We start from the raw sequence: 25,006 nt of genomic DNA, 5'->3' as shown, positions 1-25,006 counted from the left end.
GGGGATTGTCAAGAAGCGTCTTTATGTAGTGCTTGATTGGACTGGGATTCGTATAACCCTGAGTGTCTTCCACTTCCACCCAGTAGACTCTCTCGCCAGTGAGAACTAAACCCCCTTCCAAGTACAAATCTTTCTCAATTTTGAGGGGTAGTCTCTTTCCATCATCGGTTAGAAGGAATCCTTTCCTTATGGGCTTATTAGCCTTCAAAGTCATTTGCACTTGAGTTCCCAGTAGTGCCTCAAGGTCCCCGCTGGTCTTCTCCACCTTCAACTCAGGCAATCCTGTATAGGAAGGATAGATGTATTTGACAGAAACGTCTCCCACTTCCGGAAGGATGACTACACTGATAGAGTAAGTCTGAGTACGCAAATCTTTCCACTTAATAAAATAATCGATTGGTTGAGTAATCTTCGAGAATTTATAAGAGAACTTACGAGTTTCTCCTTCTGGGTATGCTTCTTTAAGCATTTTGGCTCTTTGCCAGTTACCTCCGGAAATCTTATAGATTAAGTAAGGAGTTCCCCCTCTCTGGAAAATCTCCACTCCAATCTTCTGACTTTCGTCATGTAACACTTCTACGTTCCCTGGAGTAACCTGCAGTAACCGATTCACCTGTTCATAATCCAAGGGCCTCAAAAGCCGGGGAAGTGAAAAGGGAAGAATACGCGGTGGAAAGAAAAGAAGAAAAGAGAAGATGAGAGAAACTGAAAGACTTGTAAAGAAAAATTTCTTAAGACGCTTTATATCTTCTACCTCAAAAGGGTTAACGATTCTCACCTTTTGGGAAGTCCTTCTAATAAGTTCACCAATCAGTGCTTTAGATACATAGACTTCATCTCTCAAGCTTGCTATGGGAAAGAGCTGTATAGAATTTATCAAATCGTCTCTTAAGGCGGGGTACCTTTTCTGAATTTTGAGGGCAATCTTATTCTCGGTTAAAGGGGAAAGTAAAGGAATAACAATAAATTTTACTAACAGAATAATAATGGAAAGAATAAGACCTATAAGAAAATAGAGGCGCACCCTGGAATTAAACGAAATTGAATAGTCTAAAATGCTAAAAACTATTACCAATCCCAGAAGAATGGAAAAGGACAAAAGAATCCCCTCAATTAAACTTTTGATTCTTATCCATCTTTTGACCTTACCAATTATTCTAATCAATTGGAAATAGGCATCGACCATTTTCTCCTCTTACATCATCCCGCTTCTCCTACGAATATACCATTCTATACCTAACAATATACACAGAAGAAGAAAGATAAAAGGATTGTTCCACACAGCTACTACTCTCTTCACTACAGGAGTAGTCTCCCTTACTTCAGGTAAAATGATTTCTTCCGATTCAATACTACTAATATGGAAATATTTTCCCTTAGTTAAATCTGAGAGTTCTCTCAAAAGTGGTTCGTTCAGTTGCGCATTTTCCCACTCCAGAGAAGGAATGGCCACTTTACAGAAAGCAGTATCCCTGCCGAGAACCTTCGAGCCTTCCCAGGCTGTGGCAGTAAATGTATACTTTCCTTCTCTCTCGGCTAAATAATTAGTTCCATATTCACCAAGTCTATCTGTTGGTGAGATGCTTCCTAAATCAATCCTCTTTCCTGAGGGGTCTACCAATTCTACATACACCCGGGCATGTTCACTGGGCCTATAGTATTTGTTAAACACCCTGACAGATAAAAGGATCTCTTCCCCTTTTGCATAGGTTTTCTTGTCTGTATTTAGATGGACGAGTTTTAGTTGGGGAGATTTCACTAACCAGTGAACAGCCTGATGCCAAAACCGTTCATAATAGGCACCTGTGCCGCCTCTCCCCCGAGCCTGAAAGCTCCATCTCCAGGTACTATTGGAAGCCACACTCATTACCCTCCCTTTACCTTTTTCCCAAACAGCAAGTATTACCAGATTTCCGTACTTATTCTTAATTAAAGGATGGACTCCTAAAACAATGGCATCAGGCTTTGCTTTTAATAGACGATTGCAACCATCCAACTCCGGCATCCTTGCCCATATCTGGCTATTCTCTCCCGGGTTATCGGATAATCTCAGAATTGGATGCGTGGCTTCTCTGGTTAACATTTTGAACTTACCGTCTATAATAATGTTTCCTTTTACCTCCTCCATTTCCACCGGCAATATCTCTTCAACCGGCGTCCCTTTATATCTTCCCCGGGCAAAGGAGTTGTCTCCACCTATCATCAGAAAGCCTCCCCCTGCTTCCACAACAAATTTCCGAATGTTCTCCAGGTACTCTCTGGGAATCCCAAAGCGGGTATAGGTAAAATTTTCAAATATAAGTAAATCGAAGTTGAATATCTGTTTAGTAAATATTTCTGTTGTAGGAAAGGGAATCAAGGAAAGCTGATTTTCCGGCACTATAGAGATATTTTCGGGATTACGCAGGATTATAAAAGAGACAAGTTCTATGCTCGGGTCGTTCTTCAAAGCAGTCCTTAAAAATTTATATTCCCAGCTTGGTTGCCCACAGATGTAGAGAATTCTAATTTTATCCCGAAGTACCTGGAGAGTGAAATCTTTTCTGTTATTGACAAAGGAGATTTCACCTCTATAAGAGGGAACGGAAATCGTATAGTGGAAAGAACCTATCGAGCGGGGAGTGAAGCGCAAACTCAAAGAGACCTCTTTCCCATCTTCGGGCATGCGAACTTTCTTTGTCTGGAGTATTTCCGTCTCTTTCTTTAAAATAACCGATATCTCCTTATTTTCAAATCCATAACTTCTTATGTTTACCCCTATATCTGTGGGAGTATTCTTGAAGACAAAATCGCTAACTTGAACTTCGGAAATTTGCAAATCCTTGAATTCCCGGGGATTCCCCACGCCCACGGAAAAGATAGAGGCAGGAATCCTTTCAGTTGCCAGACGGGGATCTCTTCCTGCATTATGAGCCCCGTCTGTAACGAGGAAAATTCCCGCCAGTCTCTGGCCACGAAGTTCTTCTTCTAAGCCATCCAAAGCCTGTCCAATATCAGTCGATTTTCCTTGAGGAATCGACTGCAGGATTTCCTCTGCTGTAGCTCGCCTGAAGGTGGAAGCGAAAGTAAAAAAGAGGAGATTGTATTTCTCTTTTAATCCTTCAAGCAAAGGACCTTTCAGAAATTCTTTGACCAGAGAGAACCGGGAAATAGGATCCTTCACTCCCATGCTGCTTGAGGTATCTATCAAAAAAGCGACGCTTGCTTCCTCATCCGGCTCTTCTTCTATAGTTCTTACTGGCTCAAAGAGAAGAAATATGAGAAGGAGATAGATTGATAGCCTCAACATAAAAAATAGACCTTTCCTTTTCCCTATCCATTTGAAATTCCAGTATAAGAGAACTACTAAGACGAGAATAGTGGCTATTACCAGCCACAGTCTATTAGGGTCTAAAGAAAAATGGAGAGTTCCCACAGTTAGCCTTCCTCTCAGCAAAGCGTAATCGTAGTGTAGCCCTTTATGGGCGTAATTTTTACGGGGACAAGCCCTTGGGCGACCATAAAGGTCGCCCCTACGCTACCAAAAACTCCGTTTACGGTGCTGTCCTCCGAGTTTTGAGTTTCTGTTGAATATAGGGTTGATGAATAGTATCCTTCTTATATGTGCCAGTTAAAGAATAGATAATGACGTTTAAAAAGAGTTTCATTGCTTCCAATCTTTGCAATTCTCCCCCGGGAACACATTCGTAAAGCCAGTTCCCTAATCTATCTCTAACCCAGGCTCCTCCCAGGTCATTCTGGGAGTAGATTACCACTGTTTGACCATCAATATCGATGCCTTCCAGATAAGGATTTCCTACCCTTCGGCCAACAACCCTGGGCGATAGATAGAATGAACGAAAAACAGCATGGTCTGGGGGAATCCTTTTTAGCTTCCCTTCAGGGAAGAACTTCTCCATTTCCCTCAGCACTGCCCTGTTGAATCCGAGATCTCTCCCTCCCGAAGCATCGTCAATTAACAGTAGGCCTCCACAGGACAAATAACGCCTAAGATTCTCTATTTCTTGTGCAGTGAAGGGAGCAAATTCCTCCTTGCCGCTCATATACAGAAAAGGAGAGAAAAAAAGTTCCGGATCACTCAATGATAACTCTCTTCTTGCTGTTTGAGCCCTCACACTGGTAGTTGTCGTCAGGTAATGGAGAATTTCCTTATATGCTGTAGGATAGGGATCCCAGTCTCCTCCTTTATAACGCAATTGGCTGAACACAAACCTGTCCCTCTGTTCGGCTGGAAGAGGACTGGCAATCAAATTACAAATAACTATACCTATGACGAGTAGCGAGCCAAACTTCCCATGTCCCATCACAAATTACCTCTTTCCCCGCGGATTTGCCAGAAAAACCTCTAAAAATAGGAACCCCACTAAAAGAAAGATTAAATTTTTGGATATTTCCTTTCCATAGAGGAGTTGTAGAATCTCCTTTTCTAAATTAGTCAAGTCATCGATTATTTTAATAGGTGTGGCGAGAAAAAGTTTTCTTATTTCCCTGGTTCCCATTTTGGCCAGGTCAGACTCATTGCTTTCTATATTGAGGTTAAGCGGTAGATATTTATTATTCCATTTTCCATCCGTTATGTATGAGAGCTGATAGATACCAGGCACCTCCACAGGGCCAAATTCTATACCAGAGAAATCTCTCTTCTGGACGGGAATCACTGAAAACTTTTTTCCCTGAGGACCGATTATTTCTACAGATGGAGGTAATTCTCCTGGGCCCAGTTTATATCTTATTTCCTCGCCAACAAGAAAAGTTCCCCAAGGTTCTTCCCTTAAAGTAGAGAGAGCTAGGTAGCGAACCATCTGTTGGATTAAAGGTAAAAAGACTGGCTTGGTGGGCAAGTTATTCCAGTCTCGATCTAAAGTAGAGGTGAACAGTAACACCTTCCCTGCCCCGGGATACGGCAGTTCTCCCTCGATAAGTAAAGGTAGTCCATCTGCAAGACCGAGAACCACCTTTGCTGAAGGTTTAACCTGAGTGGCGAAGTATTGGTAGAATCTTGTTCGGGTTAAATCTCCCTCTTTCCCTTGGGCAAAAACCTGTAAGATTGGGTGAGTAAAGTCTTGAAAATCAATCGCTTTGAATTCTCTTTCTCCTTTAGATTTTCCTTTAACTTCCACCAACTCAGCTGGCAGGAGGTTGTCAAAATTAAGATTATATTCTTGGGCATTCACGTTATCACCCAGGGAAAAGACGACTCCCCCTCCTTCCCGGACAAAATTTGTGAGTCTCTCCCTTAAGGAACTGGTAACTTTTCCCACATTAGCCAGGAAGATTACAGAAAAATCATCTAATTTCTCTTGGGGAAATCCATCTAGCGTGACCACCTTCACCACTAACGGTGACTGTATAGGGGAAACTTCGGAGGTGGTCGGTGAAAGGCTGAGTGTTAAATAGAATGTCTCACTGGAAAAAGAGGAAATTCCCGGATGGCCATCAATCAGGAGCACCTTAATTTTCTCTAAGGCCTCTGCTTTAAAGTAGAATCTATCGTCAGAAGGGAGACTGTCTTCCTGAATCTCTACTTTCCCCAGATAAGTTCCTTCTCGAGGGAAATTGTAGAAGAAATCTTTACTGGCTTTTCTTCCCCCTTTTAAATCTACAAAGCCCTGGCCTACTTTCTCTCCAGTTTCTCTGTCAATTTGAAACTTGCTTTGCGGCTCCAGGAAAACTGAAACAAATAGACGGGAAATTTTTTCTTTAGAATAATTTCTTATTTTAATTGATATCTGGGAAGTCTCTCCCATAGTCAGTCGGCGACAATCGACTTTTGCTACAGCGACATTGGAAAGCGATTCCCTATTTAAATCGATAATAATAAACTTCACTTCCGGGTCGAATTCTTTTATACTCTTTCCGTCAATTCCCTGCCATCCGTTAATTCCCAAATCTGCAATCAGGATAATCTCTCTATTTGGTGAACCGGACTCCTGGAGAATTTTATATGCCTGAGAGATGCCCGGGAAGAGATTCGTAGGACGGAAACTCAAGGAGCCTTCCTCCAATCTCTCCCAGAGAATCTGCTTGTCGTCAGTGAGATAAGAGACTAAAGGCTTCACCTCATCGGAAATTAAAAAGAGTGCTGCGCGGTCACCTCTTTTGGTCATTTTCAGAATACGTCTGGCCACTTTCTTGGCTAGAGCGAAGCGGGATTCTCCTTCTTCCACATATCCCATAGAATAAGAGTTGTCGATGAGAATTACACTGGACCGTGAGACCCCTTCTGCCTGGGCAAACAGAGGCATTCTCCTCACCACAGGCCTGGCGAAAAGAAGAGTTAACAGGAGAAGAATAAGAGACCTCAATATAAGTAAGATTAGCTGTTTCAATTTAAACCGTCTGATTACTGTGGTGGAGGCTAATTGAATAAACTTAACAGAAGAAAATTGGGAAGTTATTGGTCTTCTTCTAGAGAAGAGATGGATAAGTATGGGAATGGAAACTACTGGTAATCCCCACAGGAACGATGGATTTAAAAATGTTATGTTCATCTCTCACCTTAACATTTTTCTCCTGGCAAGGTATGCTCCTAATGCGAAATCGAGAGGAGTTTTTGTGTCCATAAGACAATAATCTATATCGCTTCTTAAACAACTTAACTTGTACGTTTCCACGAATTCTTTTATTACATCTTTATACTTCTCCCGGATGATTTTTGGATGGGTTAGAACTCTCTTTCCATTCTCCATATCTTCCAGCCAGAGGACGTTGGTAAAGGGAAGTTCCAGCTCGGCGGGATCGAGGAGATGAAAAACGATTACTTCGTGTTTCTTAAACCGGAAGTACTTCAGAGCATTCAGAACCTTTTCTTGTTCATCCAGGAGGTCGGAAATCAGAATAATCAATCCCCGTCGTTTGGTATATTGTCCCAGTTCCTGAAGAGAGCGGTTTATTCCTGTTTGGGAAGATGGAACCAGTTTCTCCAGCTCGTCTAAGATTAGCGAAAGGTGCCCCTTGCTCTGGCGGGGAGGAATATATTTTTTAATCCTCTCATCGAAAGTGGCCAGTCCCACCGAGTCCTGCTGTCTGAGCATCAAGAAGGCTAATGAGGCTGCTAAATAAGAGCCATACTGGAGCTTAGTTATTTCCTTACTCTTATATCCCATAGAGGCGCTTCTATCAAGGAGAATATATCCCTTCAGGTTTGTCTCTTCCTGATACTGTTTGACGAAGTATTTGTCTTTTCGCCCATAGACTTTCCAATCTACATGTCTGGTTTCATCTCCTGGTGAGTATTCCCTGTGCTGGGCGAACTCGAGACTAAAACCCCTGTAGGGGCTCTGGTGTAGTCCGGCAATAAATCCCTCAACCACAAATCTTGCTTTGAGAAGCATGGTGGAAAGTTTAGCCACAATTAAAGGGTCGATGTAACCTCTCTTTGGTTGTTCCATTTTTACCTCTCAAAAAAGGGGACAGGTACTTTTTTCTTCTGTGAAACCTTGTTGCTTCCAGACTCAAGTTTCCCGAACTGTTTCCAGTAGTCTATCTATTACTTGATCGGTGCGCACGCCTTCAGCCTCTGCATTAAAATTAAGTAGGATACGATGGCGTAAGACAGGGTGAGCTAAGGCCTTGATGTCTTCTACCGAGGCATTGAAGCGACCATTAAGGATTGCCCTTGCCTTTCCTCCTAAGATTAAGTTTTGTGAACCCCTGGGGCTCGCTCCCCAACTGACCCACCTTTTGATGAATTCCGGAGCTTGGGATGAAGATGGTCGGGTAGCTGTCACCAAATTTACTGCATAGTTAACAACATACTCGGAAGCCGGGACTTTTCGCACAATCTCCTGTAGATGGATTATCTCTTTAGCATTAAGAGTTTTTATTAATTTCGCCTGGAAAGTGGAGGTGGTTTTAGTGACAATCTCCTTCTCCTCTTCATACTTAGGGTAGTCGATATTCACCTCAAAGAAGAATCGGTCAAGCTGGGCTTCGGGCAAGGGATATGTCCCTTCCTGCTCAATGGGATTCTGGGTAGCTAAGACGAAGAAGGGAAGTTCTAAAGGGTAAGTATTTCCACTGGCAGTAACCTTATACTCTTGCATAGCCTGCAGGAGAGCAGATTGTGTTTTGGGAGGAGTACGATTAATCTCGTCTGCCAAGACTATGTTAGCAAAGATGGGTCCCTTGATGAAACGGAAACTTCTCTTTCCTGTGGAAATATTCTCTTCAATCACATCTGTTCCCGTGATATCAGAGGGCATAAGATCTGGGGTAAATTGGATTCTCTGGAATTTCAAATCGAGAATCTCGGCAATCGTAGAGATCAACATTGTCTTAGCCAGACCAGGCACGCCTACAATCAGACAGTGACCTCGGGCAAAAAGAGCAATCAGGAGCTGTTCAATCACCTCATCCTGCCCCACAATTATCTTATGGAGTTGTTCCAGAATCGATTTCCGTCCCTGAGCTAACTTCTCTACTAACTTCAAATCTTCTTTTCCCTCTGGTCTAACCATAAAATTCCTCCTTTAAAACTCTTTTTTAGTATTATAACCCATTTCTCCCGTCTTTTCAAGACGAATTTTGTTCCATATAGGTAGTGTAGGGCTTTATGCCCGTAAGAATTACGCCCATAAAGGGCTACACTACGAATAATGATTTGGTAGTGTAGGGCTTTATGCCCGTAATGGTTTTGGTAGCGTAGGGACTTATCTCGGTAAAGATTACGCTCATAAAGGGTTACACTACCTTAACCCCGAGGATGGAATTTTTTGTGGAGGTCTTTCAAACGTTCGCGGGTTAGGTGGGTATATATCTGGGTGGTGGAGATATTTTCATGTCCCAACATCTCCTGAATTGAACGCAGATCAGCACCCCGTTCTAAGAGATGGGTGGCAAAAGAGTGCCTCAAGGTGTGGGGTGTTATCTCTTTAGTTATTCCGGAAAGAATAGCGTATCTCTTAATTATCTTCCAGAATCCCACACGAGAAAGTTTTCTGCCTGAGGGATTTAAAAAGAGACTCTTCGGCTGCCGTGCAGACGGTTTGGAGAGTGCTTTATGGGCAGACCTTACCTTTTTCAGATAGATGTTTATGAACTTAATCGCCTCAGAACCGACGGGAACAATGCGCTCTTTCCCCCGTTTGCCAAGGCAACGCAAATAGCCCAATCTAAGATTAACGTCTTCCAGTTTAAGATTGATAATTTCTGAGACCCTCATTCCCGTGGCATAGAGAAGTTCCATCATTGCCTTGTCTCTGATTCCTACAGGGGTATCAGGAGGAACGTTGAGCAATGTTTCCACTTCGGCAAAAGTCAACACTTTGGGTAGTCTCATGCCGAGGTGCGGGGAATCTAAGTTCTGAGTGGGATCCATTTTACAATAGTTATCTGATACTAGGAAACGATGAAACATCTTAATTGAAGTTATTACCCTGGCTAACGAGGAAGGCGATAGATATCTCCTTTTAATCAGTAAGAACTCCATAAGGTCACTATGGGTGATGCGAGTGGCAATTTTGCGATTCTCTTCCAAATATGCGAGATACTGCGAGAGGTCTCTGTGGTAAGCCAACTTTGTATTTTTTGACAGACCTTTTTCCACATCTATGTAGTTGATAAATTCGTCAAGAAGCTCGGAATTTTTCATGTTATAAAGGGGTTACTGTGGAGTTCCTGACTAACGGTGGTCGCTGGACCATGTCCAGGGTATACAATTAAATTTTCATCCAAGGACAAAATCTTCTTTATTGAATTTAAAAGTACCTCTGGAGAACCGCCGGGCAAGTCGCTTCGGCCAATCGAACCTGAAAACAGCGTGTCACCAGTAAAGATGGAATCATCTATCAAAAGAGAGATTCCTCCCGGCGTATGTCCGGGAGTATGGAGAACCTTCAACTTCATTCCCGCACATTCAATTAAATCCCCGTCTTTTATGAAAGTGTCCGCCGGAGGTGAGGAGGATTCTACAGGAAAGATGAGAGAAAGAACGCTCCCGCTTTTTGCAAGCATGGGAGCGTCGTATTGATGAATCAAGATTGGAGCATTAGTATGCTCTTTGATCTTTCGGTTGGCACCTATGTGGTCTGGATGTCCGTGAGTATTAATGATGTAGTTAATGGATATTTTTTCTTGTTTAATAAATTTAATTAAATGCGACCCTTCTGCACCAGGGTCAATAATCAATCCTTCTCTTTTATCAGGATTATAAAGAATATAACAATTGGCCTCCATGGGGCCAACTGTGAATATCTTTAGCATGTTCTATTAAGATTCTTCTTTCGAGCTAAGTAGCTTTTCTCTTAGAATGTTATCGATTTCCTGGGTGATTTCTGGGTTTTCCTTCAGGTAAGACTTGGCATTTTCTCTTCCCTGTCCGATTCTGTTTCTTTTGTAAGAAAACCAGGTTCCACTCTTCTCAATCAGGTTATTTTCCAGCGCAACATCCAAAATGGAACCTTCTCTGGAGATACCCTCATTATACATCATATCGAACTCTGCCTTCCGGAAAGGTGGAGCCACCTTATTTTTGGCTACCTTAACTCTTATGCGGTTACCTATATGTACCTCTCCCGCCTTAATAGCGCCTATACGACGAATGTCCAGTCTAACAGAAGAATAGAACTTCAATGCTCTTCCTCCTGGAGTCGTCTCTGGATTGCCAAACATCACACCTATCTTTTCTCTTATTTGATTAATAAAGATTACACTGGTATTAGATTTAGATATACAAGAGGTAAGTTTCCTGAGAGCCTGGGACATCAACCTGGCCTGTAAGCCCATCTGCGCGTCGCCCATTTGACCCTCGATTTCTGCCCTGGGCACCAGAGCAGCTACACTATCAATTACAATTACATCGATAGCTCCGCTACGAACCAGAGTCTCAGTAATCTCCAGAGCCTGCTCGCCGTTATCGGGCTGGGAAATTAGGAGGTTTTCGATGTCCACTCCCAACTTGCCGGCATAGGCTGGGTCCATGGCGTGCTCGGCATCTACGAAAGCAGCTGTCCCTCCCATTCTTTGAGCATTGGCAATTATCTGGAGAGAGAGAGTGGTTTTTCCTCCCCCTTCCGGACCGAAGATTTCCACCACTCTTCCTCTAGGCACTCCTCCCACCCCTAAAGCTACATCTAATGCTAGGGAGCCAGTGGGAATCACTCCCACTTCCCCCTTATAAGCCTCATCACCCAACCTCATTATTGTTCCTTTCCCGAACTGTTTTTCAATCTGGGATACTGCTGCCTCCAAAGCTTTTACTTTCTCATCTTTTCCCATTTTTTTCCTCCTTTCTCTCTTATAGTGTGTGAATTATGTGTAAAATAATATTAGTTATTATGCCCGCACAAACATCATCAAGCATTATCCCTAGGCCTCCGGCAAGCATTTCTAACTTCTTCATCGGATATACCTTGATTACATCCAGAAGCCGATAGATAATAAATCCTACAACCATCAAGCCAAGCGTTTTGGGCAAAAAGGCCATAGCGATAAAGTATCCACATATCTCATCAATAACTATTTTAGGAGAATCGACTTCGCCTATGATATTTTCTGCCTGGTGAGAAATCATTGTTCCGCCAATAATTAAGCATAAAATGAGCATCCAGTAGAAGGGAATGGTTGTAGGTAAAATAGCATAAAGCAGAAATGCTACCAGTGTTCCCATTGTCCCTGGAGCAAATGGCGAATAGCCAACAAAAAATCCTGTCGCTAAAAATCTAATAACCCAATTCATCTTTTCTTCTTTACCCTATAATGTAAAGATGTTATATCTTTTGCTAACTGGGTTTATCTTGTGGTTTTAATGCTTATCTCTTCAAAAAGTAGCTGTTTATTTTTGAAAATGTAATTAAATCCTGAAATCACGGTCAAAATCGTAACCACAAGCATCAACCAATAAGGAGCTCTATCTAAAATATATCCAAGCACTCTTTTCCAACCCAGAAAAGCCTGTAATTCCAAAGGAGTGGTGTGCCAATAATTCTTCAACACAGCATTGACAATCAAGATTAGCAGAAGAGTGATAATGACTACCATTTGTGAGGTCGTCTTAAATTTTCCGGAAAGGGAAGCTGAAATTATTGTTCCCCTGGACGCCGCTACACTTCTCAATCCTGTTATTATAAATTCGCGACTGATCACAAGGATAACCATCCAGGCAGGTATTGCCAGCTCCCTTAACTGAACGAAAGAAATGAAAGCAGCAGAAACTATCAATTTATCAGCAAGGGGATCTATGAACTTTCCGAAATTAGTGACTTCCTCTCGATGGCGAGCAATAATCCCATCGTACATATCGGTGAGTGCCGCCAGAATGAAAATTAGAAGAGCTGCTACCCGGGTATAAATATTGCCTATAAACATAAACAGTATGAAAAATGGAATAGCAATAATTCTTCCCATAGTAAGTTTGTTGGCTAAATTCATTTATCTTTCCTCTTTTTGCAATTCGTTTTCCACTGGCTCCATTTCTTCCCCTTGTTGAGACCATCTCTGTTCCATCTTAATCAAATCTTTTCCCTTTAACCTGGTGAAAACCAACTCATTAACCCGTCCTAAATTTCCAGAAATAGTCTCTACCTCTTCCCCATTTACATATAGTTTGACACCATCCACGTTTCCAATGCGAACATTCATTCCATTTTCTGCCATCCATCTTCTATTTTCACCAGGAAACAGTATTCCTTCAAAAGAGACCACTCCATCCCCAACTACTCGTAGCCAGGTCTTGTCATTTATTTCCGCTATCACAGAAATATTTTGGGGAATATTAGTGGAGACATTTGTTCCTGCTTTCACCTGCGGAGAGAGTTGCCATAAAGCTGAGTAAAGATAAAAAATCACCAAAAGACCCACCCCCACAATCACTCCTGTAGCCAAGATAAATGGAATGAGACCCTTCTTAGTAAATCGAAATGCAGTAATCCCTCCTTTAAGTTTCGATTTCTCTCCTCCACCCTGACTCACCACAATAGGAAATTCAGGATTGAGACCCATTTTGTCTTTTCGTCCGGAATGCTCTCTCTTATAAATATGGACAAGCACTTCAGCGTCCAGCCCCAGATAGCGAGCATAACTTCTGATAAATGAGACTACATAAACCTTTGCTGGAAAGAGACCGTATTCTTCTTTTTCCAAGGCTTTCAGGTACTCCTTGCTTATTTTCGTCTCTTCTGAAACTTGCTGTAAGCTAATTTCTTTGCGCCGACGAGCTTCCTGGAGTCGTTTACCAATATTTTCTGCCATTTCTGTTCCTGTTTATTTTTGTAGCCGCTCCGATTAATCGGAGCTTCCCTGTAGGGGACGGACTCCGTGCCGTCCCTTCCTTTGGGCGACCACAGAGTGTCGCCCCTACAATATAGAGCTTCGCTCTGTGGCTACAATGCCCACTATGGGGATTCGAATACTTGTGCTTCTAAAGGTATTTTAAACTCAAAAATTTCATTATTTACTTCAGGATTCTTTACGATGTTTTCCAGACGAGTGAAAACCACTGTATAACTATCGCTAACTTCTGTTTCCACTGGCAACCAATCTTGTTTAGAAATTGTCAGAATTATCTCTACTCCATTCCCAGTTTCTGGAACCAATTTAATCTTACAACTTTCACTTTTTTCTTCTACTACCTCTTTTCTATAATTCTCCAACTCTCCAATCCTACTTGCCCAAAAGAAGAGACCTAAATTTAATCCCATTAACTCTTCCAATCTGCCAACAGACTGGATGGAAACCTGGTTATAGTCAGGCAAATAGAACCAGACCTTTTTGCCATTGCTTACAATGATTTGTGGATAAGGTCGAATGTACTCAGCATATAGTTTATCGGGAACTTTAAATTTTATTGAACCTGTAATTAGTTTTTCTTCCAGAGTAGCTCTTATCAGTATTTTTTGTCGGAAGTCGAAACTCCCCGTTTCTATCTTTTTCCTTTCCCTCTCCAATTTTTTCAGAATATAGGAAATTGTCTCCTTTTGAGAAAAGCCCTCACTAGAAATCAGAAAAGTCAAAGAGAGAAAAACCAGACCTATTTTAGTTATCTTCATCCTTCTCTATCTTTTGCCAGAACTGTTCAATTTTATCTAAAAATATCTGGCGAGGTTTAGAACCCTGCTGAGGACCAACGAACCCTTTGGTCTCCATTAAGCTTATAAGATTTGTTGCTTTTCCGTCGCTAATATGTAATGCTCCCTTGAATAGGGAAGTGGATGCCTGTCTCCTTTCCAGGGTCAATCTCAGAGCCTGCTTGAATAATTTCCTGATTTCCTGGTCCTCTTCTTCTTCTTCTTTCTCTTCTGAGATCTTTGTCAAATGGAATAAGTCTTGAGAATAGGTCGCCTCTCCCTGTTGTTTAATAAAGGTTACAACCCTGTTTATCTCCTCTCCACTTATGAATGCTCCTTGCAGGCGTATTGGTTTTGCCTCTCCTGGAGCGAGAAAGAGCATATCCCCGCGTCCCAAGAGGTTTTCCGCTCCGTTCATATCCAAAATTGTCCGGGAATCTACCTTAGAAATCACCTCAAAGGCGAGGCGCGCCGGAAGATTTGCCTTAATAATGCCCGTGATTACATTTACGGAAGGCCGTTGTGTGGCCAGAACAAGATGGATTCCCACTGCTCTGGACATTTGGGCTAAGCGGATTATCACTTGCTCAATTTGATTGGGAGCTGTAGCCATCAGGTCAGCAAGTTCATCAATAATAATAACTATAAAAGGTATTTTCTTCCCTTCTTCTTTAAACTTTTGGTTGTACTCGAATATATCACGAGTCCCGGTAGCAGCGAACCTTCGATAACGGTTTTCCATTTCGCCAACAATCCATTTCAACGCTGCTACAGCGTGCTTTACGTTAGTAACCACAGGACTTTTCAAGTGGGGAATGCCATTATAAATCGGCAATTCTACCATTTTTGGGTCAATTAAGAGAAATTTAACCTCCTCAGGCCTGGCTTTATACAGAATGGACAGGATTATTGTATTGATCGATACCGTCTTACCTGAACCCGTAGCTCCGGCAATCAGGAGGTGAGGCATCTGGTTCAAATCAGCAATGTATGTCTTTCCAGCTACCGTCTTACCTAAGGCAAGGGAAAGGAAAGAGGCACTTTTCTTGAACTCGGGAGATTGGAGAAGTTCTTTTAAACATACCAATGCCATACTCTGATTGGGGATTTCTATGCCGACAGCAGCCTTTCCTGGAATGGGAGCCAGTATTCTTATGCTCTGTGTCCGTAACGTCAAAGCGAGATCGTTAGATAAACTCTTCACACTACTAACTTTTATTCCTGGAGCCAGTTCCAGTTCATAACGCGTAATTACAGGTCCTGGATGAATCTGGGATACCTTTGCCGAGATGCCAAAATTCTTGAGTGTCTTTTCCAAGACCTCGGCGTTATTTTTCAATTCTTCCTCCCTCTGGACGAGATCTGTTCGCGGTGGGTCATCAAGGAGCTCTATGGAAGGAAGTTCGAAAGTGAGTGCACCTAAAGGGGAAACTGGGGAAACAGACTCGGCTTTCACCTGAGGAGAGACTTTCCTATAGGAATCAGGTTTTACCTCTGGGGTGGAGATCAGGTGCTTTATTCCCGGAGGTCTAGCTCGAACTACCTGAACCGTCTTTCTTAAGGTCTGCAGAAATTGAATAATAGATGTTTCGGTTACTAATTGTATAGAAATGAGGAATACAGTCAATACAATAAGATAAGTGCCTGTTTCTCCAAAAGCAGGAACCAGGAGGGAGTCAGAAACGAAGTCACCCGCTGTTCCACCCAATCTCGTTTGCCTCCCCAAGAGGTTCAAAAAACTGCAAAAAGCCAATAGCAAAAACCCCAAGCCAGAGAGTTTAACCCAGATACCTTTTATTTTTTTTCCTTTTTGAAAGGTCTTCCATCCCCAGTATCCAATAGAGCAGGGAAGGAAATATGCCCCCCATCCGAAGGCGGCTATTAGGGAAAGAGCCAAATATCTTCCCAAAGCGCCCACAATACAACGCCCCATCTGATAGGAGACCAGACTCAACAATATAAGCAGAGAGAGTGTAAGGAGTGCAATGCCAGCGATTTCGTTCCTTTCCTCTTTTGTCTTGCTTATTATCTTCACTTTATAACCTCTTGTCCTCGAAGAAAGTTTACTTTTTTTTGTTCACAAAGTCAAGATTTTTCTAAAGGAGTAGCAGAGCTTGCTCTGCGTTAACGCGAAACAAGTTTCGCTACTCCAAATAACGTGGAGTAGCAGACTTCAGTCTGCGTATAAATCGCTCCGACTGGTCGGAGCGGCTACCAGATGTGAAGGAACAAAACAATAAGTCCTAACGTTACGCAATAATAAGCAAAATAGTGAAGTCTGCTTTTTTGTACAAACCTCAACACTACTCTGAGTGACCAATATCCAGAAAAAAGAGCTGCAAGCGCTCCAGCTATATAAAAAGTCAGTGTGGAGAAGTTAACCAGGGATAAGATGCTGGGGAGTTCAATGAGGGTAGCTCCCAAAATTGCCGGCACGGCAAGGAAAAAGGAGTACTTTACTGCCCATTTCCGTTGTAGACCACAAAATAGCGCAAAAATGATAGTGACCCCTGAACGTGAGATACCCGGCAGAATTGCAAAAGCCTGAGCTGTGCCAATTATCAATGCATCTGCTATTCCTGTCTCCAGGACACCCTTATGAACGTTTCTTATCCGGTTACCAAAGTAGAGAAGTATTCCGGTTAAGATAAGAAACAAACTGACTAATTCAATATTGGAAAAAAGAGATTCTATTTTATCTTTAAGAAGTATTCCCAAAATAGCTATAGGCAATGAACCGATAACCAGAAGAAAAAGAATTCGTGTGGAAGGATTGGTCTTTGGCCCCTTTATGTTTCGGAAACCTTTCAATATTTCCCATAAATCTTTTCTAAAGAAGAGAAGGATTGCTAACAGCGTGGCGAAGTGTAAGAATACAGTAAAGGAAAGTTGCGGTTTATCTATACCTAGATACTTCTGGAAATATGTTAGATGAGCACTACTGGAGATAGGCAAAAATTCTGTTATACCCTGAACTAACCCGAGTATAACAGCCCTCGTCAGACTCATTTTCATCCTTCCAGGCGGGGATAGTTATTTTATTTTCGCCGTAGAAAAAGACGAGGCAATTGAGGGGAAGTATATAGAGGAGAATAGTGAACATCAGTGCAGCCCTACCCGGTAATCCTTCGTTTCCTTTTTGATGTATATCTTCTCCTCTCGTATTAACCACCCCAATGCTAAGTAGAGTAAGCTGTTAGGTACTCCCAGTCTGGTCTTCAACACCAGAACCGGAACTTCACCTTTGGCATTCAAAAAATTCCAGATTTTTCCAGCAAGGAGCCCAATCTGTTTGCTCATATGAATTTACTCCATTATAGGCAATACCAGAAACAATGGCTCGTTCACTTGAATGTTCTGATTATCGGAAACTAATACTTTCAGTATTTTGCATTTTGTCTCTGTCTGAATTTCATTCATCAGCTTCATTGCCTCAACGATGCACACCGTCTCACCCACCGAAACTATATCACCTTCTTCGACAAAATGCGGGGCTTCCGGTGCGGGAGAAGAATAAAAAATACCTACAATTGGCGATTTTATGATAATTGTATCCTGTTCAATTTGCTCGGCAGGCGCCGAAGCTTCTTTTTCCAATACCTTACTTCTCGATTCCTTTCCGTAGCGCCTGAAGGAGATACCAGAGCCAAATTCGCGTCTTATCATAATTTTAAATTCTTTCTCTTCCCAATTCAGTTCACTGAGATCCTGGTGAACCATAAAATTATAAATTCGGAAAAGCTGAGAAAGATCACTGGAGCCGTTGCCTTTTTTCTTCGGTTTGATTTTACTCATTTAATATCTTCTCCCTGTTTCCCTCCAGAAAACTCTTTCTCTTTTAATACAGCCTTACGACTGAGATTGACCCTACCCTCATGGTCAATTTCCATACACTTTACTAAAATTTCTTGCCCTTCCTTTACAACATCACTTACCTTGTTGACGCGCCTGTCATCTAACTGAGAGATATGCACCAGTCCTTCTTTTCCCGGTAAAACTTCAACGAAGGCGCCGAAGTCCTTGATGCGTGTTACTTTACCTTTGTATATTTTCCCCACTTCAACGTCAGCAGTAAAGTATTCCACCATTTCCTTGGCCGCATTGGCAGCTTCTCGAGTATCTGCGGTAATGATAATCACGCCGTCTTGTCCTATATCCAATTTAGTTCCTGTCTCATTTTGAATTTTGTTAACGATTTTACCTCCCGGACCGATTACTTCTCTGATTTTGTCAGGATTGATTTCTATTATCAAAATCTTAGGTGCTAATGGTGAGATTTCTTTACGAGGAGCTTCTATTTTTTCCTGCATCTTCTCTAGAATAAACAGCCGAGCTTTCCTCGATTGTTCCAAAGCTTTAGCCATAATTTCTGGTGTAATCTCGTCAGTCTTACTATCTAACTGCACTGCGGTGACCCCTTTTTTGGAACCGGCAACTTTAAAATCCATATCGCCAAGAAAATCTTCCATACCAAGTATATCAGTTAACAGGACAGCTCTTTCCCCTTCTTTAATCAGACCCATTGCTATTCCAGCTACAGGCGTAGTAATAGGCACTCCCGCATCCATTAGAGAGAGTGTTCCACCACAAACAGAAGCCATAGAAGAAGAACCATTAGATTCTAAAATATCAGCGACGATTCTTATAGTGTAAGGGAACTCTTCCTCAGAAGGTAACACCGGAGATAATGCCATCTCAGCCAGCACCCCATGTCCAATTTCCCGTCGTCCGGGACCCCGGGCGGGCTTCACCTCTCCGGTGCTGAAAGGTGGAAAATTGTAGTGGAGCATAAATCGCTTCTTATATTCTCTTTCCAATTCGTCCATAATTTGCATATCCCGGGATGTGCCCAGTGTAGTGGTTACCAAAGCTTGCGTTTGTCCACGGGTGAATAAGCCAGAACCATGGGTTCGTGGCAGGACGCCTACGGCACAGGTAATTGGACGAACTTCGTCTGTTTTCCGTCCATCTATTCGCTTATTCTCTTCCAGGACTAATCGCCTTAAATAATTACGTTGAACCTGGTCAATGGTATCTCCGATGGTTTTCTCTTGTTCAGGATAATCTTTGGAAAGATTATCAATAGTCTCAGAGACGATTTCACTGATTCTCTTCTCTCTTTCAAGTTTGTCGCTAATTCTCAGTGCTTCTTCTACCTTTCCCTGGCAGAACTCAATAATCCGAATTGTCAGTTCTAAATTTGCAGGAATTGCCTTCCTCTGGGCATATGGGAGAAGGCGATAGAATTCCTTCTTCAGTTCTTCATTTATGGGGGGTTCCTCTTTTCCAGGAAGTTCAATTTTGGGCTTCCCAAATTGCTTTATTAACTTTTCCTGTAAGTCTATTGTTTCTATTATAACTTTATGAGCCAGTTTGACCGCTTCCTGCAAGACTTCTTCTGGTACTTCCTTTCCCCATCCTTCCAGCATGGTTACTGTGTTTCTGGTGCCGGCAACAACCAAATTGAGACTACTCTCCTCCAGTTGAGCGAAGGTGGGATTAATGATGAACTTTTCCTCAACCCTTCCCACCTTTACTGCACCAATAGGCCCAGCAAAAGGTAACCCCGAAAGACTTACTGCACAACTAGCACCAATGATTGAGGGAACATCGGCATCGTTTTCCTGGTCGGAAGATAAGACGGTAATCATTACTTGAATTTCGTTCAGAAAGTTTTTGTCAAAAAGAGGTCTTAAAGGTCTATCCACTAGTCGGGAAGTTACCACCTCGTTCTCGCGCGGCCTTCCTTCTCTCTTGAAGAATCCTCCAGGAATTTTACCAGCAGCATAAGTTCTTTCTCTGTAATCTACCGTGAACGGAAAGAAACTCAGCCCTTCTTTTGGCTCAGACGCTACTGTGGCAGTGGCTAAAATAACAGTTTCTCCATATCTAACCAGTGCCGAACCAGCAGCCTGCTTTGCCAGGTCTCCTGTCTCAATAGTTAATAATCGTTCTGCAATTTCCGTCTCTACTTTTCCAGCCATAGTTAATCCTCCCTTGAGAAAAATTATTTTCTCAATTTCAATTTACTGATAACCTCTCGATATTTCTTCAAATCATTAACCTTCAAGTAGTTTAATAGTTTCCTTCTCTTCCCCACAAGCTTTAAAAGACCCTGCCGAGAATGGTGGTCTTTACTGTGAGTTTTGAAGTGGTCTGTCAGATCATTAATTCTCTCGGTCATTAAAGCAATTTGAACTACTGCAGAGCCAGTGTCTTTTTCGTTGATGCGAAATTTCTTTACGATATCTTTCTTTTTATCATCTGTTAACGTCATTTTCCCCTCCTTATTCGTCCCGATTTCATCGGGACCATCCTGACCATTATCTATTTTATAGAATCAGGCCGAACAGGTCCGGTTGCGACCCTCCCTTTTAGCTCGATAAAGAGCCTCGTCTGCCTTCTTGATTAAATCAGTCCTCAGACAGGCATCGTCAGGATAGGATGCCACTCCCAGACTTACAGTCATTTTTGCCCCAACTTCTCCAAAAGTCTGCTCGTTTATTGTTTTTCTTACCCTTTCTGCTGCAACAGAGGCTCCTTCTTTGTTAGTTTCCGGAAGAATCACTACAAATTCTTCGCCACCATATCTGGCTACGAAGTCTGTTTCTCTTAGAGAATTCTTTAGAATTTGCGCTATTTTTCTCAGTAAGGTATCTCCCTGTAAATGTCCATAACTATCGTTAAATTTCTTAAAACGGTCGAGATCAATCATAATTAATGAGAGATTCAGGTCGTATCTCTGGGCGCGTTTTACCTCCACTTCCAATTGCTCATGGAAGTGTCTATGGTTATATAAGCCTGTTAAACCATCGGTTATGGAGAGATGTTCTGTAGACTTATACAGCATAGTATTTTCAATAGCTTGCGCTGAATAGTTGGCAAAAGTAGAAAACAACCTTTTCTCCTCATCTAAGAAATGGTGGTTCTTTTTCTTACTATGTAAGGTTATAAGCCCAATCAACTTCTCTTCTCTTCCAATCAATGGAATACACATTCCTGTTTCTATCTCCGGAACCCCCTTAAAATTTTCCGAGAGGGACTCATCTTCTTCCCTGTTGATTATGGGCTGAGGCAATTTTTGCTCTTTCCATAACTGGAGTTTCTCTTTTTCCTTTTTCTTAATTAGTCCAATTATCTTTTCATCCAAACCCCAGGCTGTCTTTAGCGACAATTCTTTGCATTTCTCATCAAAAATGAAAAGGGAGCCTGCATCCGCCTTGGTCCCTTTAATACAGGAATTCATAATTAAAATGTATAGCTCTTCCAATCCTATAGAAGGGTCTGTCATTTTACTGAGCCGTTCAAATTCAGCTAAGGCCTTTTTTTCTCTAAGGTGGTCCCAGAGAAGGCCTGTTACAGGACCCTTCATAACTTCGATATTTGAAGATTGACCTATCCTCTGGAGTTGTTTATCTACTTCCGGGTCATCACTCAGGTTTAGGATAGCATCTATTTTCTTCTCTTTAAGCAAATCGCGAAAATCTCCCGCCGTAGGAATCCCTAGCTTCTTGGCCAATTCCATTCCACTAGAATTTTGATTCCGATCAGCAATACCCGCAATTCGCAATTCCTCATCTTCATGTAATGCTTCGATAATTGCTATTCCTCTTCTCCCTCCTCCAATAATTATGATATTTTTTTTCTTCTGTTTATCCATAGTTTTAAATTATACCATTTTAATCCACCTTTGTCAAACACCCAGAAAGCTTTCCTCTATCTTTTAAACAGAGAGAGTTCTGGCCGTAGCTTTTTTGTAAATTGGATATCTTTCTTTATTCGGTTCATCAACTTCTCGGGAGTGGGGAATTTCATTTCTTTCCTTATTCTTTTTATGAGAAAGATTTCCAGCTTTTGCCGGTAGAGGTTTCCTTTAAAATTGAAAATATATACTTCCACTATCGGGCGAATATATTTTCTGGTTACTTTCCGAGGGAAAAATTGAAGGCCAGGAGAGAATGTAGGACGGGTGCCAATATTGGCAACTCCCATGTGCTTTTTTCCTTTAAGACTAACCAGAACAGCATAGACTCCCTGAGGTAAAATGACATCTCCAGAAATATCTAAATTTGCCGTGGGAAAAGATAGCTCCTTTCCTCTGCCGCTTCCTTTCTTCACTCTCCCGCTAATGCTATAATATTTTCCCAACAGGCGGCCTGCTATCTCTATTTTACCCTGCCAGAGCAATTGACGAATCTTACTGGAACTTACTTTGATATTACCTATTTTGACTTTACCAACAATAGTCACTTCAAAACCATACTTCCTTCCCAGTCGTTTGAGTAACGCCACATTTCCCAGGCGGTTCTTTCCAAAACGGAAACCAGGACCTACAACCACTCTTCCTGCACCTATTCTTTGATAAATGACTTTTTTAACGAATTCTTCTGGTTCTACCTGGGCAAGTTTGCGATTAAAGTGGATAACCAGCATCGCGTCGATGCCCAGATTTCTGATTATCTCTTCCTTTTGTTCCAGTGTTGTAATTAATCCGACTTTCTCTCTTTCTTTTCCTATTATCGCCCGCGGAAGTGGTTGGAAAGTCACCACCACTGAGGTCTTACCTTGCCTCCGGGCTACATCCTGCGTAGTCTTAATAACCTGTTGATGGCCGCAATGGACTCCGTCAAATGTTCCCAGGGCGACCACACTACTTTTAAACTTTCTCCTTAATTTGTATAGTCTTTCTATGACTTCCATTTTCTTATATAAGCCTTCTTTCCCTATATCTCTGGATTAAACACTCTCAATAACTTAAACTCTCTCTCCCCAGATGCAGGCTCTCCTTTAGCCAGGGCTATCAAATTTCCGTCTTCATCGGATACTTTGAATGTCCCATGGGTATTAGCAATTTCTGAAGGAGACAGAGAAACATTTATAATTTCTGAGCTTTTTATCTGTCTACCCATTCCAATTCCGCGAGCCATCCTGCGGGTAACTACAATACTGGGAAAGTCGGATAATGCTTCTGAAATAGATTGAATTTTCTGGTGAAATAACTCCTTCCTTTCCCAGGAAGGAGCATCGCTCAATTTGAAGTTACCTACCCGCATCCGCACCAGATGCGACATATAGGCTCCGCAACCTAAAGCCTCTCCTATGTCATGGCATAAAGTGCGCACATAGGTGCCAGAAGAGCAAATGGTGCGAAACTTAACTTTAGGCATATCGTAAGATAAAAGTTCCAATTTTTTAATCTCCACTTTCTGAGGAGTTCGTTCAATTACATTTCCCTGGCGAAAGAGCTGGTATAACCTTTTCCCATGGTATCTTTTGGCTGAAACCATAGGAGGAATCTGTTCTTGTATTCCCAAGAATTTATCAAAAACCTTATTTAACTCTCTTAACTCTATTTTTTTTGGTTCAATCCTTCTCAAAATTTCGCCTTGTTCATCCTGAGTGGAGGTACTGACTCCTAAAACCATCGTCGCTTCGTATTCTTTCTCCAGCCTCATCAAGTATGCGGAAATTTTAGTTGCCTCACCTAAAAGAATAAGAAGAACCCCTTCTGCCTGGGGATCGAGTGTTCCAGCATGGCCTGCTTTTCTCACTGAAAGGAACGTTTTCACTTCCTGAACTACAGCAAAAGAAGTCAAGCCCTTTGGCTTATCAATATTAAGAATGCCATCCTTTAGCTCATCCAGTATTATCTGCCTCCTGGGAGATAGCTTTTAAGACTTTCTGTTTAACTTCTTCCACAGCCCCTTGAATTGCACACCCAGCAGCATTCCTATGACCGCCCCCACCAAATAACCTGGCAATCTTACTCACGTCTATCTTGCCCTTCGAACGGAAACTAACTCTAAGCTGGTTACTAACATCAGTTTCTTTGAAAAGAACTCCCACTTCCACCCCTTCCATCTCTCTGGCGAAGTTAACAAATCCCTCAACCTCATCCTCCCTGGCGCCGGTTTTTTTATACATATCTTGCGTAATCAAAAGAAGAGCAATTTTTCCGTCAGCGGTTACTTCTAATGTACTTAAAGTTAACGATAGTAATTTCAATCCGGGTTCAGTCCTCGCCTCATAAACCTTCTGACTAACGACTTGTGGGGAGATTCCCTTGCTTATGAGTTCAGCGACAATTTCATGGCAACGGGGAGTAGTGTTAGCTTCCTGAAATCTACCTGTATCGGTGAGAATGCCCACATAGAGAGCAAGTGCCTCCTCCTCAATTATTTCCAAATGAGCCTGTTTAAATATATCATAAAGTTCTTCGGCAACAGATGATGCCCGGGGTTGGACGTAATTGTAATCTCCGAATAGTTCACAGTTTACATGATGGTCTATATTAATTATAATTTTTACCCTGTTTTTGAGGTCTATTATATTTCCTGTTCTTTGGAGGTCACCACAATCTAAAATAAAAGCCACATCAAAGTTTCTCTCTACCTTTTCTACAATGTGAATATCGCTACTATGTGACAAAAATTGGTAAATCACTGGAACAGGGTCTCGATTTGCAATATAAACATCCTTGCCCAATCGCCTCAAGAAGGAAGCAAGAACTAACTGTGCACCTATCGAATCCCCATCTGGTTTCATGTGAGAAGAGATAAAAAATGTACGGTTTTCTCGGATTACTTTTAGAATCTTATTGATTATCTTCTTTTTTTCTCTCCTGAGTCTCTTTTGCATTATTTCTCTCTTGATGGATTTTGTTAATTAACTCATCGACGCGGGTAGCCCGTTCAATTGTCTCATCGTACTGAAAAACAATTTCCGGCGTATACCTTAACCTGATTCTCTGACCAACAAGGTAACGCACAAAAGATGTCTTTCTTTTCAGTACTTTTTTCGTCGATATTCTTTCCTGCTCTGAACCATAAACTGTAAAATAAACTTTAGCATGCTGTAAGTCATCGGTAACTTTAACTTCAGTTATGGTAACAAAACCCAATTGGGTATTTTTTATCTGCTTTTGAAGGATTTCACTAATCTCTTTTTGGATTAAATGGGCTACTCGTTTCGGTCTTTTAAGAGGCATTTTTCCAACCATTAAG

At 41.9% G+C, this 25,006-nt stretch carries 24 protein-coding genes; all 24 read right to left on the bottom strand.

Translation table 11 applies throughout. The features are described from left to right. Positions 1-1,186: hypothetical protein (locus VMW39_00470; protein HUW22496.1), on the bottom strand; the 1,186-nt coding region annotated here is incomplete at its 3' end. Between the two features lie 9 nt (positions 1,187-1,195). Next, on the bottom strand, positions 1,196-3,415 hold the full coding sequence (locus VMW39_00465; GenBank protein HUW22495.1) for a glutamine amidotransferase: 2,220 nt from the start codon (positions 3,413-3,415) through the stop codon (positions 1,196-1,198). A 118-nt stretch (positions 3,416-3,533) separates the two neighbouring features. Then, positions 3,534-4,304 (bottom strand): DUF4159 domain-containing protein, encoded by a 771-nt coding sequence (locus VMW39_00460; GenBank protein ID HUW22494.1) that lies wholly within the window; start codon positions 4,302-4,304, stop codon positions 3,534-3,536. 6 nt (positions 4,305-4,310) lie between these two features. Then, entirely contained in the window at positions 4,311-6,491 is a 2,181-nt protein-coding gene (locus tag VMW39_00455; protein HUW22493.1) for a BatA and WFA domain-containing protein, read from the bottom strand. Positions 6,492-6,494: 3 nt separating this feature from the next. Next, positions 6,495-7,391, bottom strand: a complete 897-nt coding sequence (locus VMW39_00450; protein HUW22492.1) for a DUF58 domain-containing protein — start codon at positions 7,389-7,391, stop codon at positions 6,495-6,497. Positions 7,392-7,454: 63 nt separating this feature from the next. Next, entirely contained in the window at positions 7,455-8,459 is a 1,005-nt protein-coding gene (locus VMW39_00445; GenBank protein ID HUW22491.1) for a MoxR family ATPase, read from the bottom strand. Positions 8,460-8,692: 233 nt separating this feature from the next. Further along, positions 8,693-9,592: a site-specific tyrosine recombinase XerD gene (xerD, locus tag VMW39_00440; GenBank protein ID HUW22490.1), complete on the bottom strand. Its 900-nt coding sequence runs from the start codon at positions 9,590-9,592 to the stop codon at positions 8,693-8,695. Next, positions 9,589-10,203: an MBL fold metallo-hydrolase gene (locus VMW39_00435; protein HUW22489.1), complete on the bottom strand. Its 615-nt coding sequence runs from the start codon at positions 10,201-10,203 to the stop codon at positions 9,589-9,591. The genes xerD and VMW39_00435 overlap by 4 nt, the downstream gene beginning before the upstream one ends. 6 nt (positions 10,204-10,209) lie before the next feature. Continuing rightward, positions 10,210-11,217 carry a recombinase RecA gene (gene recA / locus VMW39_00430; GenBank protein ID HUW22488.1) on the bottom strand — a complete coding sequence of 336 codons (1,008 nt, stop codon included), beginning with the start codon at positions 11,215-11,217 and terminating at the stop codon, positions 10,210-10,212. Between the two features lie 19 nt (positions 11,218-11,236). Beyond that, a complete protein-coding gene (locus VMW39_00425; GenBank protein HUW22487.1) occupies positions 11,237-11,677 on the bottom strand; it encodes a phosphatidylglycerophosphatase A in 441 nt (146 codons plus the stop codon). A 53-nt stretch (positions 11,678-11,730) separates the two neighbouring features. After that, positions 11,731-12,369, bottom strand: coding sequence for a CDP-diacylglycerol--glycerol-3-phosphate 3-phosphatidyltransferase (gene pgsA, locus VMW39_00420; GenBank protein HUW22486.1), 639 nt, complete (start codon positions 12,367-12,369; stop codon positions 11,731-11,733). Then, positions 12,370-13,188, bottom strand: a complete 819-nt coding sequence (locus tag VMW39_00415) for a RodZ domain-containing protein (protein ID HUW22485.1) — start codon at positions 13,186-13,188, stop codon at positions 12,370-12,372. A gap of 143 nt (positions 13,189-13,331) precedes the next feature. Next, positions 13,332-13,985, bottom strand: coding sequence for an outer membrane lipoprotein carrier protein LolA (locus tag VMW39_00410; GenBank protein ID HUW22484.1), 654 nt, complete (start codon positions 13,983-13,985; stop codon positions 13,332-13,334). Beyond that, positions 13,972-16,038 carry a DNA translocase FtsK 4TM domain-containing protein gene (locus VMW39_00405; protein HUW22483.1) on the bottom strand — a complete coding sequence of 689 codons (2,067 nt, stop codon included), beginning with the start codon at positions 16,036-16,038 and terminating at the stop codon, positions 13,972-13,974. Before VMW39_00405 ends, VMW39_00410 begins: the two co-directional genes overlap by 14 nt. A 176-nt stretch (positions 16,039-16,214) precedes the next feature. Continuing rightward, entirely contained in the window at positions 16,215-17,012 is a 798-nt protein-coding gene (locus VMW39_00400) for an undecaprenyl-diphosphate phosphatase (protein ID HUW22482.1), read from the bottom strand. 93 nt (positions 17,013-17,105) lie between these two features. Further along, positions 17,106-17,303, bottom strand: coding sequence for a winged helix-turn-helix domain-containing protein (locus VMW39_00395; protein ID HUW22481.1), 198 nt, complete (start codon positions 17,301-17,303; stop codon positions 17,106-17,108). Between the two features lie 6 nt (positions 17,304-17,309). Continuing rightward, on the bottom strand, positions 17,310-17,798 hold the full coding sequence (locus tag VMW39_00390; protein ID HUW22480.1) for a biotin/lipoyl-containing protein: 489 nt from the start codon (positions 17,796-17,798) through the stop codon (positions 17,310-17,312). After that, positions 17,795-19,987, bottom strand: coding sequence for a polyribonucleotide nucleotidyltransferase (pnp, locus tag VMW39_00385; GenBank protein ID HUW22479.1), 2,193 nt, complete (start codon positions 19,985-19,987; stop codon positions 17,795-17,797). Before pnp ends, VMW39_00390 begins: the two co-directional genes overlap by 4 nt. A 23-nt stretch (positions 19,988-20,010) precedes the next feature. After that, a complete protein-coding gene (gene rpsO, locus VMW39_00380) occupies positions 20,011-20,280 on the bottom strand; it encodes a 30S ribosomal protein S15 (GenBank protein ID HUW22478.1) in 270 nt (89 codons plus the stop codon). A 63-nt stretch (positions 20,281-20,343) separates the two neighbouring features. Further along, entirely contained in the window at positions 20,344-21,663 is a 1,320-nt protein-coding gene (locus VMW39_00375; GenBank protein ID HUW22477.1) for a sensor domain-containing diguanylate cyclase, read from the bottom strand. 56 nt (positions 21,664-21,719) lie between these two features. Next, positions 21,720-22,703 carry a bifunctional riboflavin kinase/FAD synthetase gene (locus tag VMW39_00370; GenBank protein HUW22476.1) on the bottom strand — a complete coding sequence of 328 codons (984 nt, stop codon included), beginning with the start codon at positions 22,701-22,703 and terminating at the stop codon, positions 21,720-21,722. A 23-nt stretch (positions 22,704-22,726) separates the two neighbouring features. Further along, positions 22,727-23,626: a tRNA pseudouridine(55) synthase TruB gene (truB, locus tag VMW39_00365; protein HUW22475.1), complete on the bottom strand. Its 900-nt coding sequence runs from the start codon at positions 23,624-23,626 to the stop codon at positions 22,727-22,729. A gap of 13 nt (positions 23,627-23,639) precedes the next feature. Beyond that, positions 23,640-24,641: a bifunctional oligoribonuclease/PAP phosphatase NrnA gene (locus tag VMW39_00360; GenBank protein HUW22474.1), complete on the bottom strand. Its 1,002-nt coding sequence runs from the start codon at positions 24,639-24,641 to the stop codon at positions 23,640-23,642. Beyond that, positions 24,598-24,990, bottom strand: coding sequence for a 30S ribosome-binding factor RbfA (gene rbfA, locus VMW39_00355; protein HUW22473.1), 393 nt, complete (start codon positions 24,988-24,990; stop codon positions 24,598-24,600). The genes VMW39_00360 and rbfA overlap by 44 nt, the downstream gene beginning before the upstream one ends. Positions 24,991-25,006 lie beyond the last annotated feature (16 nt).

The organism is bacterium (genome assembly GCA_035530055.1).
GTDB lineage: Bacteria > UBA6262 > WVXT01 > WVXT01 > WVXT01 > WVXT01.
This window is presented reverse-complemented; position numbering and strand designations above follow the sequence as displayed.

Coding starts and splice junctions, on each gene's coding strand:
- VMW39_00460 (HUW22494.1), bottom strand. CDS start 4,304: ATGGGACATGGGAAGTTTGGCTCGCTACTCGTCATAGGTATAGTTATT.
- VMW39_00395 (HUW22481.1), bottom strand. CDS start 17,303: ATGAGCAAACAGATTGGGCTCCTTGCTGGAAAAATCTGGAATTTTTTG.
- recA (HUW22488.1), bottom strand. CDS start 11,217: ATGGGAAAAGATGAGAAAGTAAAAGCTTTGGAGGCAGCAGTATCCCAG.
- VMW39_00375 (HUW22477.1), bottom strand. CDS start 21,663: ATGGATAAACAGAAGAAAAAAAATATCATAATTATTGGAGGAGGGAGA.
- VMW39_00400 (HUW22482.1), bottom strand. CDS start 17,012: ATGAGTCTGACGAGGGCTGTTATACTCGGGTTAGTTCAGGGTATAACA.
- VMW39_00415 (HUW22485.1), bottom strand. CDS start 13,188: ATGGCAGAAAATATTGGTAAACGACTCCAGGAAGCTCGTCGGCGCAAA.
- VMW39_00360 (HUW22474.1), bottom strand. CDS start 24,641: ATGCAAAAGAGACTCAGGAGAGAAAAAAAGAAGATAATCAATAAGATT.
- VMW39_00435 (HUW22489.1), bottom strand. CDS start 10,203: ATGCTAAAGATATTCACAGTTGGCCCCATGGAGGCCAATTGTTATATT.
- rpsO (HUW22478.1), bottom strand. CDS start 20,280: ATGACGTTAACAGATGATAAAAAGAAAGATATCGTAAAGAAATTTCGC.
- VMW39_00410 (HUW22484.1), bottom strand. CDS start 13,985: ATGAAGATAACTAAAATAGGTCTGGTTTTTCTCTCTTTGACTTTTCTG.
- VMW39_00450 (HUW22492.1), bottom strand. CDS start 7,391: ATGGAACAACCAAAGAGAGGTTACATCGACCCTTTAATTGTGGCTAAA.
- rbfA (HUW22473.1), bottom strand. CDS start 24,990: ATGCCTCTTAAAAGACCGAAACGAGTAGCCCATTTAATCCAAAAAGAG.
- VMW39_00445 (HUW22491.1), bottom strand. CDS start 8,459: ATGGTTAGACCAGAGGGAAAAGAAGATTTGAAGTTAGTAGAGAAGTTA.
- VMW39_00425 (HUW22487.1), bottom strand. CDS start 11,677: ATGAATTGGGTTATTAGATTTTTAGCGACAGGATTTTTTGTTGGCTAT.
- VMW39_00455 (HUW22493.1), bottom strand. CDS start 6,491: ATGAACATAACATTTTTAAATCCATCGTTCCTGTGGGGATTACCAGTA.
- pgsA (HUW22486.1), bottom strand. CDS start 12,369: ATGAATTTAGCCAACAAACTTACTATGGGAAGAATTATTGCTATTCCA.
- xerD (HUW22490.1), bottom strand. CDS start 9,592: ATGAAAAATTCCGAGCTTCTTGACGAATTTATCAACTACATAGATGTG.
- pnp (HUW22479.1), bottom strand. CDS start 19,987: ATGGCTGGAAAAGTAGAGACGGAAATTGCAGAACGATTATTAACTATT.
- VMW39_00390 (HUW22480.1), bottom strand. CDS start 17,798: ATGAGTAAAATCAAACCGAAGAAAAAAGGCAACGGCTCCAGTGATCTT.
- VMW39_00370 (HUW22476.1), bottom strand. CDS start 22,703: ATGGAAGTCATAGAAAGACTATACAAATTAAGGAGAAAGTTTAAAAGT.